Source organism: Oceanibaculum sp. (assembly GCF_022449305.1).
Taxonomy (GTDB): domain Bacteria; phylum Pseudomonadota; class Alphaproteobacteria; order Oceanibaculales; family Oceanibaculaceae; genus Oceanibaculum; species Oceanibaculum indicum.
In genome coordinates, this window is record NZ_JAKUSO010000024.1 from 1 (window position 1) to 24,934 (window position 24,934).

The window sequence follows — 24,934 nt, forward strand, 5'->3', positions numbered from 1 at the left end:
CCATGGTCGGGGTGAAGGAGATATTGTCGAGTGCCACCGTCGCGATGGAATCGGTCAGCGACCCGGCGCTGGTGATCCCGATGTATTTCTACGTGCTGTGCTGGTTCTTCGTGTTCTGCTACCCGTTCTCGCACATCACCCGATGGTTCGAGAAGCGGCGCTGGCGGTAGAGCAGCCTATGGCGTCACGTCGAGACGGGTGAGGTAGGCCAGTACCCAGCCCAGCGAATGCTCCGCCTCGAACCGTACGGGCACCCACAGATCGGTTCCCTCGGGCTTGGCGAACCAGACATGGGAGGGCGGCATCGGTTCGCTGCTGGTGCGCCAGCGTGTGCCGGTATAGCGCCCGGCGATGCTGTCGTAATGCACCCGGCACTTGACGGCCGGGCCGGCATAGACGCCATGGCGCCCGGCTGGCAGGGTTTCCTCGGCAATCCGTTCGAACCGCAGATCATAGCGCCGCCGCCCATCGAACACCGGTACCTTCCATTCACAGGCTCCGGCCTGCGCGTAGGCCGGCTGGTTCACGAAGAGGACGGCGCTCAGCGGATCGATGGTATCGCGGCGCAGGCGGGCCGGTACCGGCTCGCGCTCTGACGGGTCCTCGACCGGCTCCACCGTCACCTCGACCGGGCCATGATCGCCATAGCGCATCTCGACCAACCGCGAATCGCCGCGCCAGATGCCCTTGTTCAGATGGACGCTGGGCTGCAACTCGCCGTCAGCGATGCGGCCCTCGGACAACGTATGCTGGGAGAAGCCCGACACCCAGCCGGCAAAGCCGCGGCTTTGCAGCTGCGTTTCCAGATTATAGCCATCGGCCTTCAGCCGGGTGCGGCTGTCGATGGTCAGTACATGCAAACCGCCGGCAAACACATCGACGGCAATCGATATCTCACGTGGCTGCTCCAGTGGAGCGGCCAGGGCGATGGGGGTGGTGAGCACGAGTGCGGCGAAGCCGTGGAACAACGAGCGCATGGCTGAAGGCCTCCGTTCCCGATGGATATCGGGTGGCGGCGCGCAACTTCAACCAGGGCGTTTGCGGTCAGCGTATGCCGGTACCGAACAACCGCCATTTTGTGGCTTCGTAATCCGCCAGAGGATCGTACAGGTCGGTCGGCAGGGCCAGCGATTCGGCGGTCAACGCGCCGATGGTGGACAGCAGGGTCAGTTCGCCGACCACGACATCGCGTTGCCGTCCCGTACGATTCACCTCCGCATCCAGCAATTCCTGCTGCGCGTCCAGCAGGTCGAGCAGCGGGCGGCGGCCAATCTCCACCTCGCGGCGCACGCTCTCCAGCGCCAGCCGGGCGGCGGCGATCTGTTCGTCCAATGCACCGACGCTGGCCCGTGCCGTCTGCAGGTCGCGCCAGGCACGGATCACCTGTTCCTGCACCTTGCGCAGCTGCGAGACGGTTTCCAGCTGGCGCTGGTTGGCGCGCTTCTTCGCCTCGCGCAGCCGGGCATGATCCGCGCCGGACTGATAGAGCGGCACGGTCAGCTGCACGCCGAGCGAGGCCTGGCTCTGGCGGTCCAGCGGCAGCGGATCGTCATAGCTGTCCTCCTGCACCCGGCCGACCAGTGCCACAGAGGGCAGCATCTCACCCCGGCGGATACGGATCTGGTCGCGGGCGATGGTCTCGGCGAGGCCGGAGGCGCGCAGCACAGGGTTCCAGCGTTCCGCCAGGTCGATGGCCGCCTCCAGCGTTTCCGGCAGGCCACTGACCGGGCCCGGCATCTCCGGTGCTTCCGGCGGCTGGCCGACGATCTGCGCATAGGTCGCGCGCGACGCGTCGAGCTGACCCTGTGCCGCGATCAACTGCGCGCGGGCCTGCGCCAGCCGCGCCTCGGCCTGCGACAGGTCGGCCTGGGTGGCGTCGCCCACATCGTAGAGCGCGCGTGTCGTGCGCCGCCGCTCCTCCAGCACCGCGATATTGTTCCGGTTCAGCGCCAGGGTGCGGCTGTCGCGGATCACGTCCATGAAGATGCTGCCGGCCTGCAGCAGCACTGTCTGCTCGGTATCGGTCAGCAGCGCCCGCTGCCGGCGGATGGTGTTCTCCGCCTGGTCCAGCGTCGCTGACAGCGCGCCGCCGCGATAGAGCGTCTGGTTATATTCCAGCGCGCCGCTCAGGGTGCGGCGGTCATAGGAGGGCGAAATGCGCTGGTCGATGGTGGCCTCGTCGGCATTGCCGCGCAGCGTGACGGTCGGCATCCAGCCGCCCAGCGCCTGCGGGCGCTGCTCGTTGGTTACGCGCAGCTCCTCCCGCGCCGCCATCAGGTCGGCATTGTTCTGATAGGCCGAGACCAGCGCGTCGATGATGGTTTCAGCCGAAGCCGGCCCGCCCAGCATCAGCGTGAGCGCGGTGGAGAGCAGGAGGGTGCGTATCCGCATGATCCGTCTCCTCCGGTTCAGACCAGCTGGCGGCGGGCGAGTTCTGCGAACTCGCCATTCAGCGCCATCAGCGCGTTGAAATCGCCCTGCTCGACGACACGGCCCTGCCGCATCACGAAGATGCGGTCCACATTCTGGATGGTGCTGAGCCGGTGGGCGACCACGATGCGCGTCATGTTCATCCGCGCGAGGCTGGCATTCACCACCTCCTGCGTGCGGTTGTCGAGCGCGCTGGTCGCCTCGTCCAGGATCAGGATGCGCGGCTTGTGCACCAGCGCGCGGGCGATCATCAGGCGCTGGCGCTGCCCGCCGGACAGCGTGCCGGCCCCTTCCGACAGCACGGTGTGCATGCCCATCGGCATCGCCTCGACATCCTGGTCGAACCCGGCCATGCGCGCGGCCTCCCAGGCATCGTCGATGGTCAGCGGCAGGCTGCCGACGATATTGTCGAAGATCGAGCCGGACATGATGCGGCCATTCTGCAGCACCACGCCGATCTGCCGGCGCACCGCCTGCATGTCGAGGCCGGAAATGTCCTTGCCGTCGATATAGACGCCGCCGGCCTCGGGCTGCTCGAAGCCCAGCACCAGGCGTACCAGCGTCGATTTGCCGGAGCCCGAGGCGCCGACAAAGGCGACATAGCTGCCGCTGTCGATGGTCAGCGACACGCCATCGATGATCGGCGGCGTTTCCGGCTTGTAGCGGAACACAACCCGGGAGAATTCCACGGTGCCGTCGATGGCGCCGGGGTCGGCCTTGCCGTCGGTGATCTCCGGCACCGTTTCCAGGATCGGGCGCACGCGCTCATACAGCGGCACGATGGCGATCAGCACCGATACCGTGCCCAGCAACCCGACCATGGCGGCGCTGAACTGCCCGAAGGCTGCGTTGAAGGCCAGGAAATCGCCGATGCCGAAACCGCCCTCTCCCTGTTCGCCGCCCTTTAGCAGATAGCTGATCGAGGCGAACAGCACGATGGAGGCCAGCAGAGGAAACAGCGCGGTGATGACGGCCTGTATCGCGGCCAGCTTGCGCGCCTTGTAGGTGATCTCCTTGGTGATGCCGAACTGTTCGGCCCATTTCGCGAAGGCACGCGGCTCGCTGGCCGAGATGCGCAGCTTCGACAGGCCGGTGAGCAGCTGGAAGATCAGCCCTTCGATCCTGCCGCCGCGGCCGATCATCTCGCGCTGCAGCGGCACCATCGCCAGCGCGATGGTCAGCGAAGCCCCCAGCAGCACGGCAACGATGGCCAGCGCGATGAAGGCCAGCTTCCAGCTGTACCAGAACAGCAGCAGCAGGCTGAACAGCGAGAACAGCACCGTCATGACCGATTGCATGATGGTGCCGCTCAGCAGTTCGCGGATCGCGTTGATGCCGTTGGCGCGGTCGGCCAGGTCTCCGGACGAGTATTCCCGGAAGAACGGCACCGGCAGAGCCAGCAGCCGGTCCCAGACGGCAGTCTGGATGCTGGCATCCATGCGGGTCTGCACGCGCAGCACGGCGAAGCTGCGGGTTACCGTGAAGGTTGCGGTGCCCAGCGCCGCCAGCACCAGCCCGGCAATGATCGTCAGATGCCCCGGAATATCGGCGCGCGGGATGATGCTGGCGAAAATCTGCCCGGTCGCGATCGGCGTCGCCAGCGCGATCAGCCCGGCCAGGATGCCCATCATCACAATGGTCGCCATGTCGCGGCGCAGCCCGCGCAGCCCGAAGGCGAAGACCTCGCGCACGCGCATCGCGCGCGCTGGGAACGGACGGTAGAAGACATGCGCCTCGCCGGACAGGCTGTCCGCCAGGGCTGCTGTGACGGGGCGCCGCGTGCCGTCCGCCGGATCGGCCATCACATAGCGGTCAACGCCATCGGGCAGCAGCGCCACCGGCCTGTTGTCCGCTACCCGATAGGCCAGCAGCGGGCCATTGTCGCGTTGGTACCAGTCGTCGAACAGCACGACCCGCCGCACGCGGATGTGCGAGCGCCGGACGATGTCGGAGAGCAGGCGGGGCGCGGCATCGGTATCGTCGGTTGGTGGCGTCAGCGTGATGCCGGCGGCCTGGGCGACCAGGCTTGCGGCGTCGAACAGCGGGTCGCCGGTCGCCGCCGTGCCGGTGACGGTGCCTTCGGCCTCCGGACCTGTCAGGATGCCGCCGATCCGGCGCAGCGAGGCGTTGAAGGTGGCGCGGTTGGCGCCGGCCTTGCGCTCCAGCCGGCTGGTCTCGCTGGCACCGGCCTCCTCGCGCTGCCGGGCGATGACCTGCATGACAGCCAGGTGGAAGGAATCGAGGCTTGCCCACAGCATGCCCCGGAACAAGGCGGTCGGCGTATAGGCGCCGGTGAGGCGGCAGTCGGACTCGCAGGCCAGCCACATATTGCCGGCCAGCGGCAGCGGGATACCGGCAGTGTCCTCCGTCAGGCGCCAGCGGCCGATGGCGGTCGCCTCTCCGGCATCCAGCGTGACCCAGATCGTGTCTCCGCGCTGCGGCGTCAGTACCGCGCCGGCGGTGAAGGCGATGTCCGGCTCGGCCTCCAGATAACCGGTCGGGCGCGGCCCGCCGACCGGCGCCACGATCTCCGCCAGGGCGGCGATCCAGCGGTCGATCCAGTCCACCACGATCAGGTCGAAATCATCCTGCTCGATATCGCCGCGGCGGGCGCGGAACAGCTCCGTCCCCATGGTCGCCACCGCGCGCAGGCCGATCTGGGCGCGGCCATCGGCAACAGTGTCATCGGGGATAGCCGGCATGCCGAAGATCAGCTCGCCCTCGCTGACCCTCATCAGATGCTGGCCGGTACCGGCCACGGCGCCATCGACCAGCGGTACGGCGTAGATGTCCACGCTGCCTTTCAGCACCAGCCAGATCAGGCCGGGATCGCTGACGAGGAAGGGATTGTGGTAGCCGACCGACAGCTTCTCGCCGTCGATCTTGGCCAGCAGTTCGGCGTCGAAACTGTCATATCCGGTGATTGCGGGATCGGTCATCTCAGGCCTCCCCCGACCGGATCAGCCGGCGATAGGGGCCGTCCACCGCGATCAGCTCTTCGTGCTTGCCGCGTTGCGCTGCCTGTCCGCGTTCCAGCACGATGATCTCGTCGCAGTCGCGGATCGTGCTGAGGCGGTGCGCCACGATCAGGCAGGTGCAGCCGCGCCGCCGCAGATTCTCGTCGATGCGTTTCTCGACCACCGGGTCCAGCGCACTGGTTGCCTCATCGAGGATCAGCACGGTCGGGTTGCCGGCCAGCGCGCGGGCGATCTCCAGCCGTTGGCGCTGGCCGCCGCTGAAATTCCCGCCATTCTCCGCGATCAGCGATTCGTAGCGGTCGGCCCGGCTTTCGATGGCATCCAGGATGCAGGCATCGCGCAGCGCCGTGGTGATCATCTCCTCGCTGACGGAATTGTCCCACATGCCGATATTTTCCCGCACCGTGCCGGCGAACAGGAAAATCTCCTGATCCACGGTGGAGACGGAGTTGGCAAAATAGGCATGCGGCAGTTCGTCCAGCGGGATTCCGTCATAGAGCACGCTGCCGGACCAGGGGCGGTACAGGCCGCTGACGATCTTGGCGATGGTCGATTTGCCGCTGCCCGACCCGCCGATCAGGGCGACGCGCTGGCCCGGCTGCACGGTCAGGTTCAGCCCGTCGATCAGAGGCTTGTCGGACCGGTTATAGCCGAACACCAGGTCGCGCAGCTCGATATGGCCGCGCAGCTTCGGCGGCAGGGGGCGCTCCGGCGCGGCGGTGGCGAACATCCGTTCGGTTTCGCCCAGCCGGTCGTCGATCCGGTATTTCTGTACATCCTCGATGCGCGTCAGGCTGCCCTTGACGGTCTGGATCTCGCCGCCCAGCCCAACCAGCTGTTCGATGGGCGTGGAAAAGTTCGCCAGCAGCGCCTGGAAGGCGACCAGCCCGCCGATGGTCAGTGACCCGTCAATAACGCGGAAGCCGCCCACCGCCAGGATCGCCGCCGTGGACAGCGCGGACAGCAGGATGGGGGCGGCGGAGATCAGCGTCGTGGTGACCGCCAGCTCCTGCTGGGCAGTCAGATACTTGGCCTGCAACCCGGACCATTTGGAGAAGAAATCGCTCTCCGACCCGCTGGATTTCAGCGTCTCGATCAGCTGGATGCCACTGATCGAGGTGGCCGCCAGCTTGCCCTGTTCGTTCACCAGCTTGCGGCTGCTGTCCTCGCGGCGGCGGGCGACGGCCTTCAGCGCCAGGAAGTTCAGCAGTGCCAGCCCGACGCCGATGAGGGTCAGCCAGACATCGTAGAACAGCATGACGATGGCGTAGAAGCCGATCATCACCAGGCCAATGATGTTGTTTGCCAGCTGGCCGGACAGCAGCATGGCAATGTCGTCGTTGGAGGAGACACGCGCCGAGATATCGCCGGGAAAGCGCTGGTTGAAGAACTCCACCGGCAGCCGCAGCACATGCCAGAAGAACTGTGCCGAGGAGCTGAGCGCCAGCTTCATCTCCAGCCGCGACAGGTGGATCTGCTGCAGCCAGGTGAGGATGCCCTGCAGAGCGGCGGTCACCGCCATGCCGATCAGCAACGGCAGCAGCCATTGCGATGTGCCGCCGATCAGCACGTCATCGACGAAGATCTTGGAAAAGACCGGAATGACGAGGCCAGGCAGCACCAGCAGGAGGGTGGCCAGCATGACATAGGCCATGGCGCCCTGCGAGCCGCGCAGCCGGCGCTTCAGCGGGGCGATGATGCTGGGCTTCTCGCCACCTTTCCTGAAGTCCGGCGTGCGCTCGAACACCAGGCACACACCGGTGAAGCCCGAATCGAACTCCTCCAGGCTGACCGTGCGCGGACCCAGCGCCGGGTCGTTCAGCCAGACCTTTCCGGCCTTCCGGTCGATCCCTTCTAGAACCAGGAAGTGATTGAAATTCCAGAAGATGATCATCGGGAAGGGCAGGTTGGTCACACTCTCCGGCTCGCGCCGGTAGCCCTTCGCCACAAGCCCGTAGCGCCGCGCCGCGCGCAGGATATTGGAGGCCTTGGAGCCGTCGCGAGACACATCGCACTCCACCCGCAGTTCCTCCAGCGGCACCCAGCGGCCGAACCGGGCGAGGATCATTGCGAGTGCGGCGGCGCCGCATTCCGTTGCCTCCATCTGCAGGATGGTGGGCGTGCGGAAGCGCCGGCCGCCTTTCGGGGCATTAGGCTTCGGCGCCGGGGATGGGGCGGGGGCGCCGGGGGTTACAGGGGCGGATGTGCTGTCGGTCATCTTCGATCAGAACAGCCCGGTATATTCGCGCAGCAGCGGGATGATGAGCGTCACCGGCGCCTGTTCGGAAACCGTGATCTCCGCGCTGGCCAGCGTGCCGCCGGACAGCGCCAGCGTTGCCCCCTTGGCGGAACTCCAGCGATAGCCGCTGACTGTGTCGGGGTCGCGCTGCAGCGCCACACGGGCGACATAGGGCGGCCCGCCCTGCTGGAAATTGCGCGCCAGCTCGTCATTCTGCAGCACCGCGCGCATGCCCTCCAGCGTCGCCGGGAAGTCGGAGACCCAGTCCACGGTGCCAAGGGCGGTGCCATATTCCTCGCGCCGGGCGGTGGAAGGGGAAATCTGCACCGGCATGCCGGGCTTCACGCGCTTGCCATGCTGCGGCGGGATGTAGAGTACGAGGTCGAGGAACGCGCCGCCGGACTGGAAGGCGAACAGCGACTGGCCCTCCGTGACCAGCGCGCCCTGCGAGACCTTCACCTCGGTAACCGTGCCGCTGGCCGGGGCGATGACGATGGTGGCGCGGTTCAGCGTCGCCTCGACCTGCGCCAGTTGCCGGCGCGCCTCGCTGACCGCATCCTCAGCGGCCCGGCGGCGATTGTCGAGCGTTGCCGACAGGTCCAGCGCTTCGGCCTCGATCCGGGCCATGTCGTTGCGCACCTCCGCCACTTCCTGGGCGGCGCGGTTGGCCTCGTCGCGGGTCCGGGCCACGACCTCGCGGGTGATGACCTTGTCCGCCAGCAGCCTTTCCTCATCGGCCAGCCGACCGCGCAGGAAGTCCAGCCTTTGCTGGCCGGCGGCCAGCCGGTCGCGCAAGGCCGCCCGGCGGCGGTCGAAATTCTGCTGCTTCACCGCCCATTCCTGGTCGGCCTGTTCCTCCACACGGCGTTGGTTGTCCAGCTTTTCCTCGACCACGGCCAGCGCATTTTCATAGCGCTGCGCGGCATCGGTCTGGGACAGCCGGGCGACGATCTGTCCGGCAGCGACCGTCTCGCCGACACGAATGTCGATCTCGCTCAGCGTGCCGCTGCCCGGGGCCTGCACATTGACGACCTGCCCGCCGGTGCTGATGAGGATGCCATTGCCCTGCACGCGCGTCGGGATGCTGCCCAGAATGCCCCAGGCGATGGCGGCGGCGGCGATCACGCACAGCATGACCAGCGCCATCCAGCCGCGCGGTCTGGTGACGGTGATCAGACGGTCGAGCTGATCCGGCGAGGACAGCCGTTCCAGCGCGGTCTTCCTGAAGATACCGTCCGCCATCGATTCCGCCCCTTCCTTCGTTCCCGCCGTTCCTGCGCGGCTTAGCGCCGCTTCATGCAGGTCAGCCGGTTCTCCCCGTCGCGCCGTTCATAGGCGACTTCGTCCATCATCGCTTCCACCAGATGCAGGCCAAGCCCCCCGACCGGCCTATCCTCGACATTGCCCTCCAGTGTCGGTTCGGGCGCCTGCGCCAGCGGATCGAAGGCGATACCGTCATCGCGCACGACCAGCACGATACGGTCGATCTCGATGCTGACCTCGACCGTTACCTTGCCGGGACCGCCGTCCGGATAGCCGTAGGAGATCGCGTTGGTCACCAGCTCGTCGATGGCGAGTTCGATGGCATAGGCGATATCGGGGGCAAGGCCGTTCTCCTCGATCAGCGCGGTGACCGCGCCGACGATTTCCGGGATGGCGTTCCGGTCATTGGCGATGGAGATTTCCAGCCGCGCCGCCATGGCCCGTTACGGTTCCACTGCCGGAGAGGGGGGCGGAGGGGGCTGCAGCGGCCCGAGCCGGCCCCGGTCCAGCTGCGCCAGCAGATCGGCGCACAGGGTGGCGAAGCGCATGTCATGGCTGGAGGCCAGGATGGTCATGCCGGTGGCCGCCATCTGGCGGATCAGCTCCGCCACCTTGTCCACCATGCGCGGATCGAGGGCGGCGGTCACCTCGTCCAGCAGCAGGATTTTCGGATCCATCGTCAGGGCGCGCACCAGTGCCACGCGCTGCTGCTGGCCGGCCGAAAGCTCCCCCGGATAGCGCTCGCGCAGCTCCGCCACTTCCAGCCGGGCAAGCAAATCGATGGCCTGCTCCTCCGCCTCCGCGCGTGGCCGGCGCAGCACCTGGCGCGGCCCCATGGTCAAATTCTCCAGCACGCTCTTGTGTGGAAACAGGCTGTAGCGCTGGAACACCATCCCGACATACCGGCGCAGCGCCTGCAGGTCGGTACCGGGCTGGGTGACGTTGAAGGGGCCGGCCTGGATATGCCCCTGATCGGCGGGGGTGAGCGCGTTCACCAGGCGCAGCAGCGTGGTCTTGCCGGTCCCCGACGGTCCGGCGATGCAGACCACCTGGCCGGGCAGGACGCTGAAGGAGACCGCCTCCAGCACGGGTGTCTCTCCGAAGTGCTTGCTGACATCCTCGAAGCGGATCGCCGCCGCCGTCACAGTTTCCGTTGCCAAGGCCGTGTTTCCCATCCTCATGCCTCCGCCGTCGCCAGAATGCCATAGCCGAGGCCCGGCGGGGTGACCGACCGCAACAGCCTGTCGAACGCGGCCAGCGTGGCGGAACGGGTGACGCCGGATTCCGGCCACACACTCTCCGCCTGCATCCGGACGTTCCGGAAGCCGGCATCGCGCAGTTCACCGGCCAGCATGGCCGGGCTGTAGAGATGATAGAACAGTTCGATCCGCTCGCCGTCATGCGCGCGGCTGTAAAGAATATCGCCGTCCTCGCGGGCCGGCGGGCGCGGCGTGCCGGCCGCCAGGGCAGCCTTGTGTTCCTGCTGCTCCAACCGGAACCGCCGGGCGGCATTGGGCACGCTGACGACGAGGTTTCCGCTGCCTTGCTGCGTCAGCAGGTCGCGGATGCGGCGCAGCGTTGCCACCCGGTTCGCCCGGCCCGGAATATGCCCCAGCACGCCGAACATGATGAGCGCCAGATCGACCGGCGCGCCCTCGGTATAGTCCTCGCGCGGGCCGAGGATCGTCTGCACCCGGTCGCGTCCCGGCTCATTGGCGATGCGGCGCTCCAGGCTCTTCAGCGCCACCGGGCAGATGTCATAGGCGAATATCCGCGCGCCTGTCGTATGCAGCAGCGGCAGCACATAGCGCCCGTCGCCGCAGCCGAAATCCAGGATGGCGCGGGCCTCCCTGCCGACCTGCAGAATCGTCGCCAGGCTCTGCGCATTGTGGCGGGGATAGCGCTGGTCGTAGAAGCCGCTGGCGAAATAGCGTTCATAGGCACGCGCAATGGCCGCGATCTCGCCATCGCTCGCGTTCTGTATGGCCGCAGCGTCGTTCATCTCGTCCGTCTTTTCCATCGCCTGTTCAGCCTGGGAACCATAGGGCAGGGAGGTCTCCTCCGCCGTGCCGGGCATCCCGCTTTCACTGGCATTCCGTTTCATCTTGCACCCGGCCATGGTCATGTCCGCCCGCCCGGCCCGGCATAGCGCAACGCCAGGCATGTCAGATCATCCGATTGCGGGGCGGTGTTGCTGAAGGCGCCCACATCGTCCACCACGCGCTGGGCCAGCGCCTCGATGGCAAGGGAATGGCTGCCCTGCAGGGCAGATTCCAGCCGGGCCTCGCCATATTCCTCGTTGGCAGGGTCGAAGGCTTCCGTCACGCCATCGGTGAACAGGAACAGCGAGTCGCCCGGCCGCAGGGTCACGCTTTTTTCCGCGAAGGGCATCTCGTCGAGGATGCCGAGCGCCATGCCGCCGGTGGTCTCCAGCGCCGTGACGGTACCGTCCGCGCCGATCAGATAGGGCGGGTTATGCCCGCCATTGGCAAAGCGGAACTCGCCGGTGCGGGCATTGAGGATGCCGTAGAACACGGTAACGAACAGCTCCAGCGGGTTCTCCTGGCATACCAGATCGTTGGCGCGGGCAAGGCAGTCGCCCGGACCGTCCGCCTTCTGCGCCACGCTCTGGATCACCGTGCGCGACACTGCCATGAAGAAGGCCGCCGGCACGCCCTTGCCGGACACGTCGGCCATGACCACGGCGATGCGGTCCTCGTCCAGCATGAAGTAATCGTAGAAATCGCCGCCGACATGGCGCGCCGCCTTCATCATCGCGTACCCGGTGAAGCGCGGGTCCTGCGGGAAGGCGGCCGGCAGGATGGCGGTCTGCATGTTCTGGGCGAGCAGCAACTCCTGCTCGATCTGCGCGTTGGCGGCTTCCAGCTGTTCATTCTTCTGCTGCAGCTGCAGGGTGCGTTCCTTCACCAGCGCATCCAGTTCCTCCTGGCGGGCGAAGACCTGCTTGGCCATCTCCTCGAACACGCGGGCGAGGTTGCCGAACTCGTCGCTGCGGCCGGCGACCTGCTGAAGCTGGCCCCGGACATAACGCTGCTGCTCGACCGCGTGGGCCGCCTCGCCGATGCTGGTGAGCGGGCGGGTCAGCCGGTGCGAGAACCAGGTCGCCGTGATCAGGCTGGCGGCCAGCACCAGCCCGGCGACGATGGCGGTATAGATCAGGCTGGACTGCATCAGCTTCTGCAGCCCGTCGGTCGGCAGGCGCAGCAGCGTGGCGCCAATCGGGCCGCCATCGGGACCGGGGATCGGCGTCACCACCACCATGTCGCGCCCGGCCAGCCAGCTTGCCGTGCTGCCGGTGCGGATGCTGTCGTCCAGCGCTTCTTGCTCCCGGCTGTCTGGCGGCTGGTTCAACTCGTCACCGAACACCGTGCCCTGGGCGAGCGGCTGGAACTGATAGTCGAACACCCAGATCGCGTTCACGCGGCCGCTGTCCAGCAGGCTTCGCACCACCTGCACGAGGCCGATCCTGTCCACGATGCCGCCGATAAAGTCGAAATCATAGCCGACCAGCGCCGCGCCCGGTGCGCTGACGCCGCGCACACCGGCATATTTGAAGCGCTTTCCGTCGAGATCGCGGTCGATGCCAGGGCCGGTGACGGAGAATTTCTCGCCCGACAGCAGATGCCAGAAGCGCGACAGGACCGGGCTGCGTTCCGGGTCGGGGAAGATTTGCAGGCCGACATCCGGCAGGCTGCCATAGGTCGAAGTGCCGGCTTCGTTGAAACCCCAGATTTCCGTGATCGCGCTGCGCGCCGTGATCTCCATCAGCCGGGCATTGACCGCCTCGGTGGAGAGGCCGGCCTGCTCCGCGATGTCGAACAGATGCGCTGTCAGCAGCGCCTCGGACACCATCTGCCGGCCGATCACCTGCTCGATTTCCGCCGGCACCGTGTTGGCGACGGAGGCCGCCTGCGCCAGCACGCGGGCGATGCGGGTGCCATCGGATTCCGCCTGCAGCAGGATCGCGTTGCGCGCCTGCCAGCCGAGCGAGACCGCCAGCCCTAGGATGGCGGCGCTCAGCAACCCGACGATCAGCAGCAGGAGGCGGAGTTTCAGCGACATGGTGAGGGAATGCCCCGAACGACGGAAAGGGGGCCGGCGGTGCGCGGCCCGGTCGAAGGCATCACAGCTTACCTGTTACCGGCCAAGGCGGCGCCGCTGTCCGGATAGATGGTGAAGATCGCGAGAAAGCCACTGATCTCGAAGACCTTGGCGATATTATCGTTCAGCGCGCACAGGCTGAGACGACCCTTGCCGGCCTTCACCCGCTTGGCCGCCATCAGCATGACGCGCAAGCCGGCGCTGGAGATGAATTCGAGCCCGCCGAAATCGATCACGATGTCGTTCCGGCCGCCTTCGATGCGTCCGATGATGTGCCGCTCGAACTCCGGCGCTGTCGTGCTGTCCAGCCTGCCGGACAAGATGACGACCAGCGTATCGCCGTGATCGCTTTCCTTGATCTCCATAGCCCTCTACCGATTGCCTGCTGTTGGATGCATCCGGTTGGGCCACTGGATACCCAGCGGCTTGCCCGGCGATGCTGACATTGAGGCTAACATATCCGGCTCAATTGGCGGAACCGACATTGACGCCATCCGTGAAGGAGATCATCGCGGAAAAGTTCGATGGCATGGGCGTGCCTGTCAGCGGCCCGGTGCCGCCGACCACGGCATCCAGCGCCTCGTCTTCGAGTTCGCCAGCGGCGTCCGGCGCGGCAGATGTCACGATGGGAACATAGACGAGATTGCCGTCCGAGCGCCCCAGCACCTCGGCGACATTGTCCGCCGCTGTTTCGACACAGACGAAGCGGATGCCGGCCGGCACCGTGATCCCGACAGCCTGCAACAGGGCCACCGGCTCGGTCTGCAGCCTGTCGCGGAAATGGGCGTCTGTCGTGGCAAGCCGCACAATCTGCTGCCAGACCGTGTCCTTCAGGCGTTCCGCGGGAGACAGGGGTTTATCGATCATGGGGTCAAAGACGGTCTGTGGCAGAAGGGATGATCTGGACGAGGGGCTTTTCGAAATCGGCCGTGATCGCTTCAAGCAGGGCAAGCTTGTCCGCGATATGCGGTTCGGCACTGTCACGGTGCAGGCTACGCGCCTTTGCCTGCAGGCCATAGACCCGCTGCATTCCCTGCTCATAAAGGCCGCTGGCTTTCGCCTGTCCCCCTTGGCGGGCAAGCCCGCGCAGCAGCCGCAAGGTCATGCCGGCATGTGTCGAGAAGATGCGGAACGTGTCCTTGCTCACCTTCGGCGTGTCGAGGGCGCGCTCCAGAGCGCGCAGATAGTAGGACAGCAGCGCATCCAGATCAGCGAGGTTAGCCGTCGCGATCTGTTCGCCAAGCGACAGGATGAAGGGGTGTGCCGCGCCCTTGGCCTCTTCCTCCCTGGTCGATTCCAGCACGCCCAGCATGGCGACGACCAGATCCTCGACATAGAGCAGCACGGCTGAGACGTCGAAATGGCGCACAATGTCGCCATCGGCCAGGAAACCCTGAAGGGTGCGGCTGACCGAGCGCACGATGCTGCGGGCCAGGCGGGCGGAGGCATTCTGCAATTCCGACACCTTCTGGCGTTGGCCGAAGCCTTCCAGCAGCCAGACATGGGCATCGAGTTGCAGGATCAGGGCACCGGCCTGCGGCATTTCCGCGTAATCCGCCTTGTCCAGCCGCCGGATGAAGGCCTCGGTCTGCCGCTGTATGTCACCATAGAGCCGGTCGGCGAGTTGCTGGCGGAAGCGCTGTATCTCGAACCCGACCCCCGACCGCGTCTCCCAGGCGACAAGCGCGTTCAGCAGTTCGACCAGGTCGAGCAAATTCGCCTGTCCCGCCGTTGCGCTATAGGACGGCAATTTCAGCTCGATGACCGGCAGGATTCTGGTGGTCAGCAGCCTGTGAAAGCCCTGCGCATTATCCTCGACACCGACGACGCCCGACACCTTGTTCATCGCCCGGGTCGTGTTGCAGATGTGGGCATGTTCCTGCAGTTCGGCGATCAGGCCGGGCATATCGCCGGCGTCCCCGTCCCGCAGGAACGCTGAGAGCGTTTCGGTCAGGCTATCGTTCAGGGCTGCCAATCTTCGGGGCCTTGCCGACAGTTCCGCCATCTGAACGCCATATGCTGCATGGTCATGCTATCGGCGCGGATATCAGGAAGTGATCCTCGGCCAGCGCGGCCGCCGCGACCCCGACAAGAGTGACGTGGTTCCCACTGCCCAAGTCAAGCACCGCGTTGCCGGCAATATCCGAGGCGACGAGCGCCAGCAGGTCCGCCGCGGTGGAGATATTCGTGCCGTTGATGCCCTGGCTGACCTCGATACGGTCGCGGCCGATCCCGAAATCCATGATCGTGTCGATGCCGCTGCCGTCGGCGAAGGCGAAGATGTTCTCGCCGAGGCCGCCATGCATCACATCGTTGCCGCCACCACCGTCCAGACGGTCGTGCCCCTTGCCGCCGCGCAACGTGTCATCCCCAAGTCCGCCGACCAGCGTGTCGGCATTCTTGTTGCCTTCCAGCAGGTCGGCCCCGGCGCCACCGGTCAGCGCATCGTGGCCGTGTGCGCCGGCCAGGATGGTGCCGATATCGCTGGCGGTCAGGCTGTCATTGCCGCCACCCGCCAGGATTTCCGTGACGATGCTGCCCGCAACGAGGGTGAAGTCCGCCCCCGCAATGCTGCCCAGCATGCCGGGCGAGAGGTCGATGACGACATCGCCGCTGACCGCCGCCGCGTTGATCTTCGCCGGTCCGTCGGTCTGCAGGCTCTGGCGGCCCGCCTGTTCCGCTGCCAGATCGGCATAGCGGTCAGTATAGTAGAACGTCTGGACATCCTCTTCCGGGCGGCCATAGAGCAGCAGGGTCAGGTCCTCCAGGACACCGAAACCGGCCGCGCCGGCATCGGTGACAGTCACCGTCCAGGCGCCGTCCGCCAGCTCGCCACGCGGGGCGTTGCTGGCGAAGATGAACTGCAATTCGTCCTCGCCCTCGAAACCGGAAGCACTGACCGGAATATCCAGACCGGCATTGATGTCCGGCGTCACACCGGGCCGGTTCATCAGGACGCTCTCCGTGCCGTCCGGCGACAGCAGCGTGACTGTCAGATCGCCCCACCAGCTGTGGTCCAGCCCGACCGCCAGTTCCACCCATTCGACGGTGAAATCGGCCTCCACCTCGAAGCTGTAGCTGAGCGGCACGCCGGTGTTGGGGATGGCGGTGTCGATGTCCAGCGCCTCGACGACTTCGATCTGTTCGTTGTAGCGGGTGCGCTGGTCGGTCCAGCTTTCGGCCAGCCGCACGGCGGCCAGCGCATCGACGAAGCCGAAGCCGTAATCATGGCTGAACTCCAGGCCGCCGCCATTCCAGTAGGTGGCGCCATTGGTCTGCCAGTCATACAGCTCGTACGCGCCTTCCTGCCAGTTCGCGCGGGCAGTCAGTGCCAGGATTTCCTGCACGTCGCGATAGCCCAGCAACGGGTTCGCCTCCAGCATCAGCGCGACCACGCCGGTCACCATCGGCGCCGCGGCGGAGGTGCCGTTCATCTGGTCGGAATAGTCCGGGCTATCGATTTCGGCATTGTTGCTACCGGAATAGCCGAGGCCGGCCAGCAGGTCGGTGGTAACCGACTTGAAGCCGTCATCGCCGGGATTGCGGTCCACCGGGGCAGTGACGACCAGCGAGGCGCCGGGATTGCTGTAATAGAGGATATCGCCTTCGGCGGAGCCGGCGGCGACATTGATGGTGTAGCGCAGATTGCCGAGATCGCCATAGGTCGTCATGTTGCCGTCGGTACGCTCGTTGCCGCCGGCGACGACATGGACGGTGCCGAGGCCATCCCGCCCCAGCAGGGCCGCCCGGTCCATCGATGCGAGATTGGCGAAATTCTCGAATTCGGTGAAGTTGGAGATGAAGGGTGTGTCCGGCCCATAGCTGTGGTTGATCACATCGTACAGCGCCATCTGGTAGTTCAGGGCGGTCAGTTCGGTGGCGTCGCCCGCCTCATTATCCGACTCATAGCTGTCGGACAGGATCAGGTTCACCGCGCCGAAGGTGGCGTCATAAGCGACACCGACCACCCCGAACCCGTTGTTCGCGGCCAGGATCAGCCCGGCAACAGCCGTGCCGTGCCCATCCTGCGTGACAAAGCGGCCATCGACCGGATCGGGTTCGTGCGGTCCGAAAACCGTTGTCGGCTGCAAGGCAGGGTCGAAGTTCGCCGACAGGTCCGGATGGCCGACCTGAACGCCGGAATCGTAAATCCCGACAATCACCCCCTTGCCGGTGTAGTCCTGCCAGACCGGCACGACATTCAGGTCAACGCCAACTCTGGCGCCATCTTGGCCGGTATTGATGAGGTGCCACTGGTAGGGGAAGTAGGTGTCGGTCGGGAGCATGGGAATAAGGTCCTGTGTTCCGGTTTTCGGCATGGCTCAGCCTTCACTGTCCTCCATGCCGTTGCGGCCGACCTGACATTCCGTCCCGGAACGATGCCCATTCCGTCCCGAACGGCCCGGATCCCCGAGCGGGCGGGTTGCTCCGAATACGGCAATATGCCAAGCTTTTTATCAATTAGAAGATTTGCAAATAAAACGGGGGAGAAGGTCGATGGGGGAATTGCTGCCGCATTCCTATTTCTCGACCGACCGGCTGGAAGGGGCGGAGAAGTTTCAGGTCTGGCGGGACAGTGTTTCGGTTCTCTACCAGGCCGACCTGACCTCGCCTGATCAGGAAAACGGCTTTCATGCGCTGACTGACGGCTATCTGTTCGGCGGCCTGTCGCAGATCCGCTGCAAGGCGAGCCGGCAGCATTTCAAGCGCGACCGCATGCGGATCGACCGCGACGGCATCGATCATTACATGATCCAGCTGTTCACGCGCGGCCGCTGCCATGCCCGCACACCGCAGGGCGACGTGATCATGGAGGCCGGCGATATCTGCGTGTTCGACAATGCGCAGACGCTGGACACCACCAATGAGGATTTCGACCTGCTGGCCCTGTTCGTGCCGCGCTCGCTGCTGGCGCCGCACATCAAGGACCCCGACCATCGCCATTATCAGTGCGTCCGGGGAGACGATCCGTTCGCGCGGCTGCTGCGCACCCATATGCTGGAACTGCAGAAGCAGGCGCCCCGGCTGACAACGGAGCAGGGCGGGCTCATCGTCTCGCCGACGATGAATCTCGTCGCCGCGACGCTGAACGGAAACCCGCACGAGAATGAAGGCGGCGAACAGGCGATCCGCATGGCAATCGTCACCACGCTGAAACGCTATATCGAGGAAAATATCGAGGACCCGGCCCTGTCGCCGGAGAGCGTTGCGGAGGTCTTCGGTGTCTCCCGCAGCCGGCTGTACAAGCTTTTCCAGTATTATGACGGTGTCGCTTCCTATATCCGCGACCGCCGGCTGGCGCACGCGCTGACGCTGCTCACCGATCCCGCGCAGCAGCAGCGCAAGATCATCGACATTGCGCTCTCGGTCGGGTTCAGCGGCGAGTCCTCCTTCATCCGCGCCTTTCGCCGGCGCTATGGCTTCACCCCGTCAGAGGCTCGCCAGGCCGGCGTGCTGCATGCTGCGCGGGAGGGCGCTGCCCCGGCCGGCGAGCCGGATATCTTCGGCGACCGGGAGTGGGAGGGCTGGATTCGTACCCTCTGACCGGCCCCGTTTCCGGCCCATCACGAGGAGCTGGACTTCGCTCCCGTATCGAAACTACTGTAATTATTAGTTTAATCACGGGCGTCAGGGGCTAGGGGACAGCATGGAAGCAGCCTGGATCATTGCGACCATTCTAGGCGGCTTGGGACTGTTCTTCGCTGGCAGCGACATGCTGACCGGCAATCTGCGCAGCCTCGCCAACCGCCGCATACAGCAGGAAATCGCGCGGGTCGCTTCCTCGATCCCGGCGGGGCTGATGTGGGGTGCCATCCTGGGCGCGATCACCCAGAGCACGCAGATCGTCACCTTCATTCTGGTCGGGCTGCTGATGGCGCGGATGATCGATGCGCGCCGCGCCCTGCCGATGATCGTCGGCGCCAATGTGGGCGCCTCGGTCATTATCTTTGTCGTCACGCTGGATATCGAGATCGTGGTGCTGATGGCGCTGGGCGGCAGCGGCATCCTGATGACCATGCAGCGTTTCCAGAACTGGCAGGCGGTGCTGCGTGCCGTCTTCGGCCTGTGCCTGCTCTATTACGGGCTGGTGCTGCTGAAGATGGGGGCGGCACCGATCGCCGAGGAGCCCTTCTTCAAGGAGATGATGGCGGGGGCCGGGGGCTCGCCCATGGCGGCGCTGGCCATCGGTGCGGTCCTGACTCTGATCAGCCAGTCTTCCGTTAGCGTCTCGCTGCTGGCCATTGCCTTCGCGGCAAGCGGTCTGCTGAGCTTCGAGCAGACCGTCATGGTTGCCTACGGCACGAACCTGGGCAGTTCCATTGCCACCTGGCTGCTGTCCGGGCAGATCAGGGGAACCGCGCGCCAGGTCGCGATGTATCAGTTTTCCTTCAATATTGTCGGCTGCATCGTGCTGGTACCGTTGTTCTATACGGAAACCCTTTTCGGGTTTCCGCCGCTCATGGCGGCGGTGCAGTCATTGTCCGACGATGTCGGCCAGCAGATCGCCTTCGCCTATCTGTTCTTCAACATGATTGCCGGATTTGTGCTGCTGCCGCTGATCGGACCGTCGGAAAGGCTGCTCGCCCGGCTTTATCCGCCGACCGAACAGGAGGATGAATCGCGCCTCGCCTATCTCAGCGATCATGTGGCCGGCAACCCGGAGATCGCGTTGATCATGGCGGAGAAGGAGCAGTTGCGCCTGTTGCAGCGGCTGCCGCGCTATATCGACGTGCCGCGCCTGCCAGAGTCCAGCCAGCGTGCCAGAAAGATGGCGGCGTTGCGCGAGGCCTTCCGGTCAGTGCACAGGCAGGCGGGCATCTATATCGATGATCTGGCGGACGACCGGCTGGTCGCGGAGAATCACGAGCGGGTCTATCGCATCGTGGACCGGCACAGCCGGTTGGAGACGCTGGAAGCCGCGCTGGCGGAGTTTGCCGAGGCCGCCCCGCTGCTGCAGGGCAGCGCCGCGCTGGAGGATATCCGCATCGCCCTGATCGAAGGGCTGGATGCCGTGCTGCTGTCCTTCGTCGAGGCGATGGAAAGCGGCGATCCCGAGGATATGGCGCTGATCCAGCGGATCACCGGGGATCGCGGCGAGCTGATGGAAGGGGTACGCCGGCAGTTCCTCAGCGACGAGACGGTTTCGCTTGGCCGGGAGGAAAAGCTGGGGCTGTTGCAGCTGACTGGCCTGTTCGAGCGGCTGATCTGGATGCTGCGGGAGATGACGCAGAAGGCACCTCTGGCCATAACCCAAGAGGAAAGCTGAGACACCGGCATGGCTGCCGCGCTTTTCGTGCAGCCTGATGCACGGGTTTCGGCTGGTCCTCGCCTGCTCAGCCGTTAGGATGGCCTTCCATCCTTTGGCGATCCATCGACGGACAGGCAGGACGAGATGACCAATTCAGGCTGGCGCGGCCGCGCCGGAACGCTCTTCCAGTGCGAAAAGACGCCGGTAACGGCTTCGCGCGGCATGGCGGTGACGAACCATCCGCTGGCCTCCGCCGCCTCGGCCGAGATGTTCGCGATGGGCGGCAACGCCATCGATGCCGCGATCTCCGCCCTGTTCACCCTGACCGTGGTGGAGCCGATGATGGTCGGCATCTTCGGCGGCGGCACAGCGGTGCTGCATCTGGCCGATGGGCGCGAGACGGTGATCGACGGCCTCGCCACAGCGCCGATGGCGGCAAAGCCCGACAGCTTCAAGCCGATCTCCGATGTCTGGCCGGACTACATGGAATCGGAAGGGCGCCGCAACCGCGTCGGCCCGGCTTCGGTCGCCGTGCCAGGGAACCTCAAGGCCTGGTGCGAGACGCTGGAACGCTTCGGCACTCTGCCGCTGGAAACCGTCATGGAGCCGGCCATCCGCCATGCCGCGCGCGGTTTCCGGGTGACCAATTACCTGGCCTCCTGCATCGAGGAGATTTCCGACGATCTGAAGCTCGACCCGGCGATTGCCGCTGTCTTCCTGCCCGGCGGCCAGCCGCTGGAAGAGGGTGCGCTGCTGGTGCAGGCGGATTACGCCCAGACCCTGCGGGAAATCGCGGAGAAGGGACCGGATCACCTTTACGGCGGCGATCTGGGCAAGCGGATCGCCGACTATCTGCAGCAGGCCGGCTCCTACGTCGCGCTGGAGGATCTGGCGAATTACCGCACGGTCGAGCGCCAGCCGGTGCGCGGTATCTATCGCGGGGTGGAGATTGTCGGTCCGCCGCCGCCCTGTTCCGGTGGTGTGCATATCGTGCAGATGCTGAACCTGCTGGAGGCTTATGACATCGCCGGCATGGGCTTCGGCACCACGGAGACGCTGCATCTGATGGCCGAGGCGCTGAAGATCGCGGCGGCTGACCGGCGCGCCACCACCGCCGACCCGGCCTTCGTCGATGTGCCTGTGGAACGGCTGATCTCCAAGGACTATGCCGATGAACGCCGGCCGGAAATCAGGACAGACCGGGCCAGCGCCTTCGAGGCGAAGATCCTGAATGTCGAATCGGCCAACACCACGCACCTGACCGTGGCCGACGCGGCGGGCAACATCGTCACCTCGCCCCAGACCATCAACAGCCTGTTCGGCGCGCGCATCATGATCCCGGGCACCGGCATTATCCCGACCAACTACATGTATCTGTTCGATCCGCATCCGGGCAACGCGCTGTCCTTGCTGCCGGGCAAGCGCATCACCAGCGGCATCTCGGCGACCATCGGCAAGCGTGACGGCAAGCCGATCTTTGCCGTGGGCCTGCCGGGTGCGCACCGCATCCCGTCCGCCGTGTTCCAGTTCATCCTGAACCGGGTCGATCACGGCATGAGCCTGCAGGAGGCGGTGGAAGCGCCGCGCCTCTTCACGCAAGGGCAGGAGGTCGAGATCGAGACTGCGGTGCCACAGGATGTACGCGAGCGTTTCGCGGCGCTGGGCCATACGGTGATCGCCACCGACCATGTGGCCGGCGGCATGGGTGCCATCGCCTTCAACGCGGATGGCACGATGGAAGGGGCGTCCTGCTGGCGCGCCGACGGCGTGCCGATGGGCGTGGGCGGCGGCCTTGCCCGCCGCGGCACCTCCTTCTGGCCCGATCCGAGGCGGGGACGGAAATATTAGGGGATGGCTGAGGTAGCCTGCACCTGACACAGCATGGACATCAGAGATCGTGTCCTTAAGGTCAGTCCCGGCATCATGCAGCTTTATTTACGGTTATTTGAAAGTGGATGATTTTTATTAATTATAATGAATAATCGATATGGACGGCGGCATGGTCTTATCGGAAGATAACAGCCGCCATCATCCGGCGCCCTTCGCGCAGGACCGGCCGTTGTTCGCATGCAGAGCAGGGGAGTTGGGTCGATGCGGGAAGAGAATTTCGAGAGCCTCGGCGGTGTCCGGATTCACATGCGCTCCTGGATGCCCGAGGGGCAGCCAAGGGCGATGGTCGTCATCTGCCACGGCGTGAACTCGCATGGCGGGCAGCATGCCTGGACAGCCGGGCAGCTTGCGGCCCGCGGCCTGGCCGTCTTCGCGATCGACCTGCGCGGACGCGGCGCATCCGCGGGCAGCCGGTTCTACATTGACGATATTGCGGAATATGTGGCCGATCTGCGTGGGCTTGTCACGATTGCCAGGGAACGGCTTCCCGGCCTTCCTGTCTTCCTGCTCGGCCACAGTGCCGGCGGTGTCGTGTCCTGTACCTATGCGCTGGATCACCAGGATGAGATCGCCGGGCTGATTTGCGAAAGCTTCGCTTTTCAGGTGCCTGCCCCGGGCTTCGTCCTGTCGGCGATCAAGGGGCTCAGCCGCCTTGCCCCGAATCTGGGCGTGCTGAAGCTGAAGATGAAGGATTTCACGCGCGATCCTGTAGCGCTCGCAGCGCTGGAGGCCGATCAGCTGACAAAGGGGGAGACGCAGCCCGCTGCCACCGTCGCTGCCCTTGTCCGCGCCAATGACCGGCTACGTGTCTCGTTCGGCCAGATTACCCTGCCGGTGCTGATCCTGCACGGGACGGCGGACAAGGCGACGCTCTATTCGGGCAGCAAATATTTCCATGAGCATGCCGGCTCAGCTGACAAAACGATCAAGCTCTATGAAGGTCATTTCCATGACCTTCTGAACGATACCGGCAAGGAGAAGGTGCTGGCGGATATCCTTGGCTGGATCGAGGCGCGCCTGCCCTCCTGAAACTGTCGGCACGGGCGGGCGGTGGTTATTTTTGGCCTCGACGGTTCACCCGTCTGGACAAGCCGGGCCGGATAACGTGTGATTTCCCCATCACGATGGAGGTGGGGGACATGCAGGACCGCGATGCCGATGAGAAGCTGATTGCCGGGGCGCTGGGGACAGCACCCTATCCGCGCGACCTGAAGGGCTATGGACCGACGCCGCCCGATCCGCGCTGGCCCAATGGCGCGAAGATCGCGCTCAGCTTCGTGGTGAATTTCGAGGAAGGCGGCGAGCGCAGCATCCTGCATGGCGATGCCACATCGGAGGTCTTCCTGCATGAGGTGCCGGGCGGCATCCCGCGCGAGGGGCTGCGCGACGAGCAGGTCGAGTCGGTCTATGATTACGGCATGCGCGCCGGCCTGTGGCGGCTGATGCGGCTGTTTGGCGAGAGGAATATCCCCTTCACCTCCTGGGCGGTCGGCATGGCCGTGGCGCGCTATCCCGAGGCGGTGCGGGCGATGCATGAGGCCGGGCACGAGATCGCGAGCCATGGCTGGCGCTGGATCGACTATAGCGGCATGCCCATCGAGACTGAGCGCGAGCACATGCGCCTCGCCATCGCCGCCATCCGGCAGGCGACCGGCGAGCGGCCGTTGGGCTGGTACACCGGAAGGCTGTCCTCCAACACCCGCCGGCTGGTGTCCGAGGAGGGCGGCTTTCTCTACAGCTCCGACGCCTATGACGACGACCTGCCGCACTGGTCAGTCGAGGCCGGCAAGCCGCAGCTCATCATCCCCTACACCATCGACAATAACGACATGAAGTTCGGCCAGGTGCATGGCTTCGCGACCGGCACGGATTTCTTCGACTATCTGAAGGATGCCTTCGACGTGCTGTACCGCGAAGGGGCCGAGGGCGCGCCGAAGATGATGAGCATCGGCCTGCATCTGCGGCTGGTTGGCCGGCCGGGCCGGGCGTCGTCGCTGGCGCGCTTCATGGATTACGTGAAGCAGCACGATGGCGTCTGGTGCGCCCGCCGCATCGACATCGCCCGCCACTGGATGGCGACGCACCCTTATAAGGGTTAGCCGGCCTATAAGGCTTAGCCGGCCACCATCACCGGCTGCGCCAGTGGGTGGAATTCGTCGTTCCGGCCATCCTCGGCGCACCACATGATGATGGCAAAACGGCCGGGCCGGTCGAGCGCGACCATGCCGTGATGCCAGGTGCCGGGCGCATAGACCAGCGCCTGCCCGGCGCTGCCGATGAAGGCCTGCGCCTGGCCCATCTCCGGCCCATTGCTGCCCGATGGGGCGACGATGACCAGAAACCGCGCCACATCCAGCGCCAGGAAAGCCTGGGAGGAGAGTGGGTGGTGCTCCATCAGCCGCGCCTCGAAGGGCAGGGGGCTGGCGGCGGTATGAGTGAGCGAGAAATCGAGGTCGGCGGCCTCACGGCGGTTTTCGATCAGGCTGCCCAGAAAGGCCCGGCCTGGCTGCTCGGGTGCCGCGACGACCCGCCCGAAGGGCGCGAACCCTTCCGGCGTTAGGGGAGAGGCTTTCAGATGTGGGGCAGAAAGGGAGGCGGTTGAAGGCGTCACGTCCCTCCCTCTCGTCCGGTTTGGGTCAGTCCTGCTTTCCTTATACGCAGGCACAGAAGGCCGTGTCGATATCGGCGTCAGGGAAGCGCATGAGAACTGGCGGTCAGAAATACCGGCGTTCGTAGAACGGGCCGGCACCGCTGCGTTTTCCC

Annotated in this window: 19 protein-coding genes; 5 read left to right on the plus strand and 14 right to left on the minus strand. The window is 65.5% G+C overall.

The window, feature by feature from the left end:
* Nucleotides 1-176: 176 nt before the first annotated feature.
* The 13 genes from MK313_RS09220 to MK313_RS09280 form a co-directional block, all read right to left on the minus strand.
* Nucleotides 177-977, minus strand: coding sequence for a DUF3108 domain-containing protein (locus tag MK313_RS09220; protein WP_008943321.1), 801 nt, complete (start codon nucleotides 975-977; stop codon nucleotides 177-179).
* A gap of 67 nt (nucleotides 978-1,044) precedes the next feature.
* A complete protein-coding gene (locus MK313_RS09225; RefSeq protein ID WP_287781031.1) occupies nucleotides 1,045-2,391 on the minus strand; it encodes a TolC family outer membrane protein in 1,347 nt (448 codons plus the stop codon).
* Between the two features lie 17 nt (nucleotides 2,392-2,408).
* Nucleotides 2,409-5,369, minus strand: a complete 2,961-nt coding sequence (locus MK313_RS09230) for an NHLP bacteriocin export ABC transporter permease/ATPase subunit (protein WP_287781033.1) — start codon at nucleotides 5,367-5,369, stop codon at nucleotides 2,409-2,411.
* A 1-nt stretch (nucleotide 5,370) separates the two neighbouring features.
* Nucleotides 5,371-7,626: an NHLP family bacteriocin export ABC transporter peptidase/permease/ATPase subunit gene (locus MK313_RS09235; RefSeq protein WP_287781036.1), complete on the minus strand. Its 2,256-nt coding sequence runs from the start codon at nucleotides 7,624-7,626 to the stop codon at nucleotides 5,371-5,373.
* A gap of 6 nt (nucleotides 7,627-7,632) precedes the next feature.
* Nucleotides 7,633-8,889, minus strand: coding sequence for an NHLP bacteriocin system secretion protein (locus tag MK313_RS09240; RefSeq protein ID WP_287781039.1), 1,257 nt, complete (start codon nucleotides 8,887-8,889; stop codon nucleotides 7,633-7,635).
* Nucleotides 8,890-8,930: 41 nt separating this feature from the next.
* Nucleotides 8,931-9,347, minus strand: coding sequence for an ATP-binding protein (locus MK313_RS09245; RefSeq protein WP_287781041.1), 417 nt, complete (start codon nucleotides 9,345-9,347; stop codon nucleotides 8,931-8,933).
* Nucleotides 9,348-9,353: 6 nt separating this feature from the next.
* Nucleotides 9,354-10,070: an amino acid ABC transporter ATP-binding protein gene (locus tag MK313_RS09250; protein ID WP_287781043.1), complete on the minus strand. Its 717-nt coding sequence runs from the start codon at nucleotides 10,068-10,070 to the stop codon at nucleotides 9,354-9,356.
* Between the two features lie 17 nt (nucleotides 10,071-10,087).
* Nucleotides 10,088-11,014 (minus strand): class I SAM-dependent methyltransferase, encoded by a 927-nt coding sequence (locus tag MK313_RS09255; RefSeq protein ID WP_287781045.1) that lies wholly within the window; start codon nucleotides 11,012-11,014, stop codon nucleotides 10,088-10,090.
* 17 nt (nucleotides 11,015-11,031) lie between these two features.
* Nucleotides 11,032-12,993: a PP2C family protein-serine/threonine phosphatase gene (locus MK313_RS09260; protein ID WP_287781047.1), complete on the minus strand. Its 1,962-nt coding sequence runs from the start codon at nucleotides 12,991-12,993 to the stop codon at nucleotides 11,032-11,034.
* Between the two features lie 68 nt (nucleotides 12,994-13,061).
* On the minus strand, nucleotides 13,062-13,397 hold the full coding sequence (locus MK313_RS09265) for an STAS domain-containing protein (RefSeq protein ID WP_008943312.1): 336 nt from the start codon (nucleotides 13,395-13,397) through the stop codon (nucleotides 13,062-13,064).
* Nucleotides 13,398-13,497: 100 nt separating this feature from the next.
* Complete coding sequence (locus tag MK313_RS09270) at nucleotides 13,498-13,899, minus strand: hypothetical protein (protein ID WP_287781050.1); 402 nt, start codon at nucleotides 13,897-13,899, stop codon at nucleotides 13,498-13,500.
* 4 nt (nucleotides 13,900-13,903) lie between these two features.
* Nucleotides 13,904-14,938, minus strand: a complete 1,035-nt coding sequence (locus MK313_RS09275) for a hypothetical protein (protein ID WP_287781052.1) — start codon at nucleotides 14,936-14,938, stop codon at nucleotides 13,904-13,906.
* Nucleotides 14,939-15,059: 121 nt separating this feature from the next.
* Nucleotides 15,060-17,318, minus strand: a complete 2,259-nt coding sequence (locus tag MK313_RS09280; RefSeq protein ID WP_287781054.1) for a S8 family serine peptidase — start codon at nucleotides 17,316-17,318, stop codon at nucleotides 15,060-15,062.
* Nucleotides 17,319-17,529: 211 nt separating this feature from the next.
* On the opposite strand from MK313_RS09280, the gene MK313_RS09285 reads away from it, so the two are divergent.
* The 5 genes from MK313_RS09285 to puuE all read left to right on the plus strand — a co-directional run bounded on the left by MK313_RS09285 (nucleotide 17,530) and on the right by puuE (nucleotide 24,270).
* Nucleotides 17,530-18,576, plus strand: a complete 1,047-nt coding sequence (locus tag MK313_RS09285) for a helix-turn-helix domain-containing protein (protein ID WP_287781056.1) — start codon at nucleotides 17,530-17,532, stop codon at nucleotides 18,574-18,576.
* Between the two features lie 103 nt (nucleotides 18,577-18,679).
* Nucleotides 18,680-20,299: a Na/Pi cotransporter family protein gene (locus MK313_RS09290; RefSeq protein WP_287781058.1), complete on the plus strand. Its 1,620-nt coding sequence runs from the start codon at nucleotides 18,680-18,682 to the stop codon at nucleotides 20,297-20,299.
* Between the two features lie 126 nt (nucleotides 20,300-20,425).
* Nucleotides 20,426-22,129, plus strand: a complete 1,704-nt coding sequence (gene ggt / locus MK313_RS09295) for a gamma-glutamyltransferase (RefSeq protein WP_287781059.1) — start codon at nucleotides 20,426-20,428, stop codon at nucleotides 22,127-22,129.
* Between the two features lie 243 nt (nucleotides 22,130-22,372).
* Nucleotides 22,373-23,200 (plus strand): alpha/beta hydrolase, encoded by an 828-nt coding sequence (locus MK313_RS09300; protein WP_287781061.1) that lies wholly within the window; start codon nucleotides 22,373-22,375, stop codon nucleotides 23,198-23,200.
* Between the two features lie 110 nt (nucleotides 23,201-23,310).
* Entirely contained in the window at nucleotides 23,311-24,270 is a 960-nt protein-coding gene (puuE, locus tag MK313_RS09305) for an allantoinase PuuE (RefSeq protein ID WP_287781062.1), read from the plus strand.
* Between the two features lie 14 nt (nucleotides 24,271-24,284).
* Here the strand turns inward: puuE and MK313_RS09310 are convergent, their stop codons facing one another.
* Nucleotides 24,285-24,782, minus strand: coding sequence for an ureidoglycolate lyase (locus MK313_RS09310; RefSeq protein WP_287781063.1), 498 nt, complete (start codon nucleotides 24,780-24,782; stop codon nucleotides 24,285-24,287).
* Nucleotides 24,783-24,934: the final 152 nt, after the last annotated feature.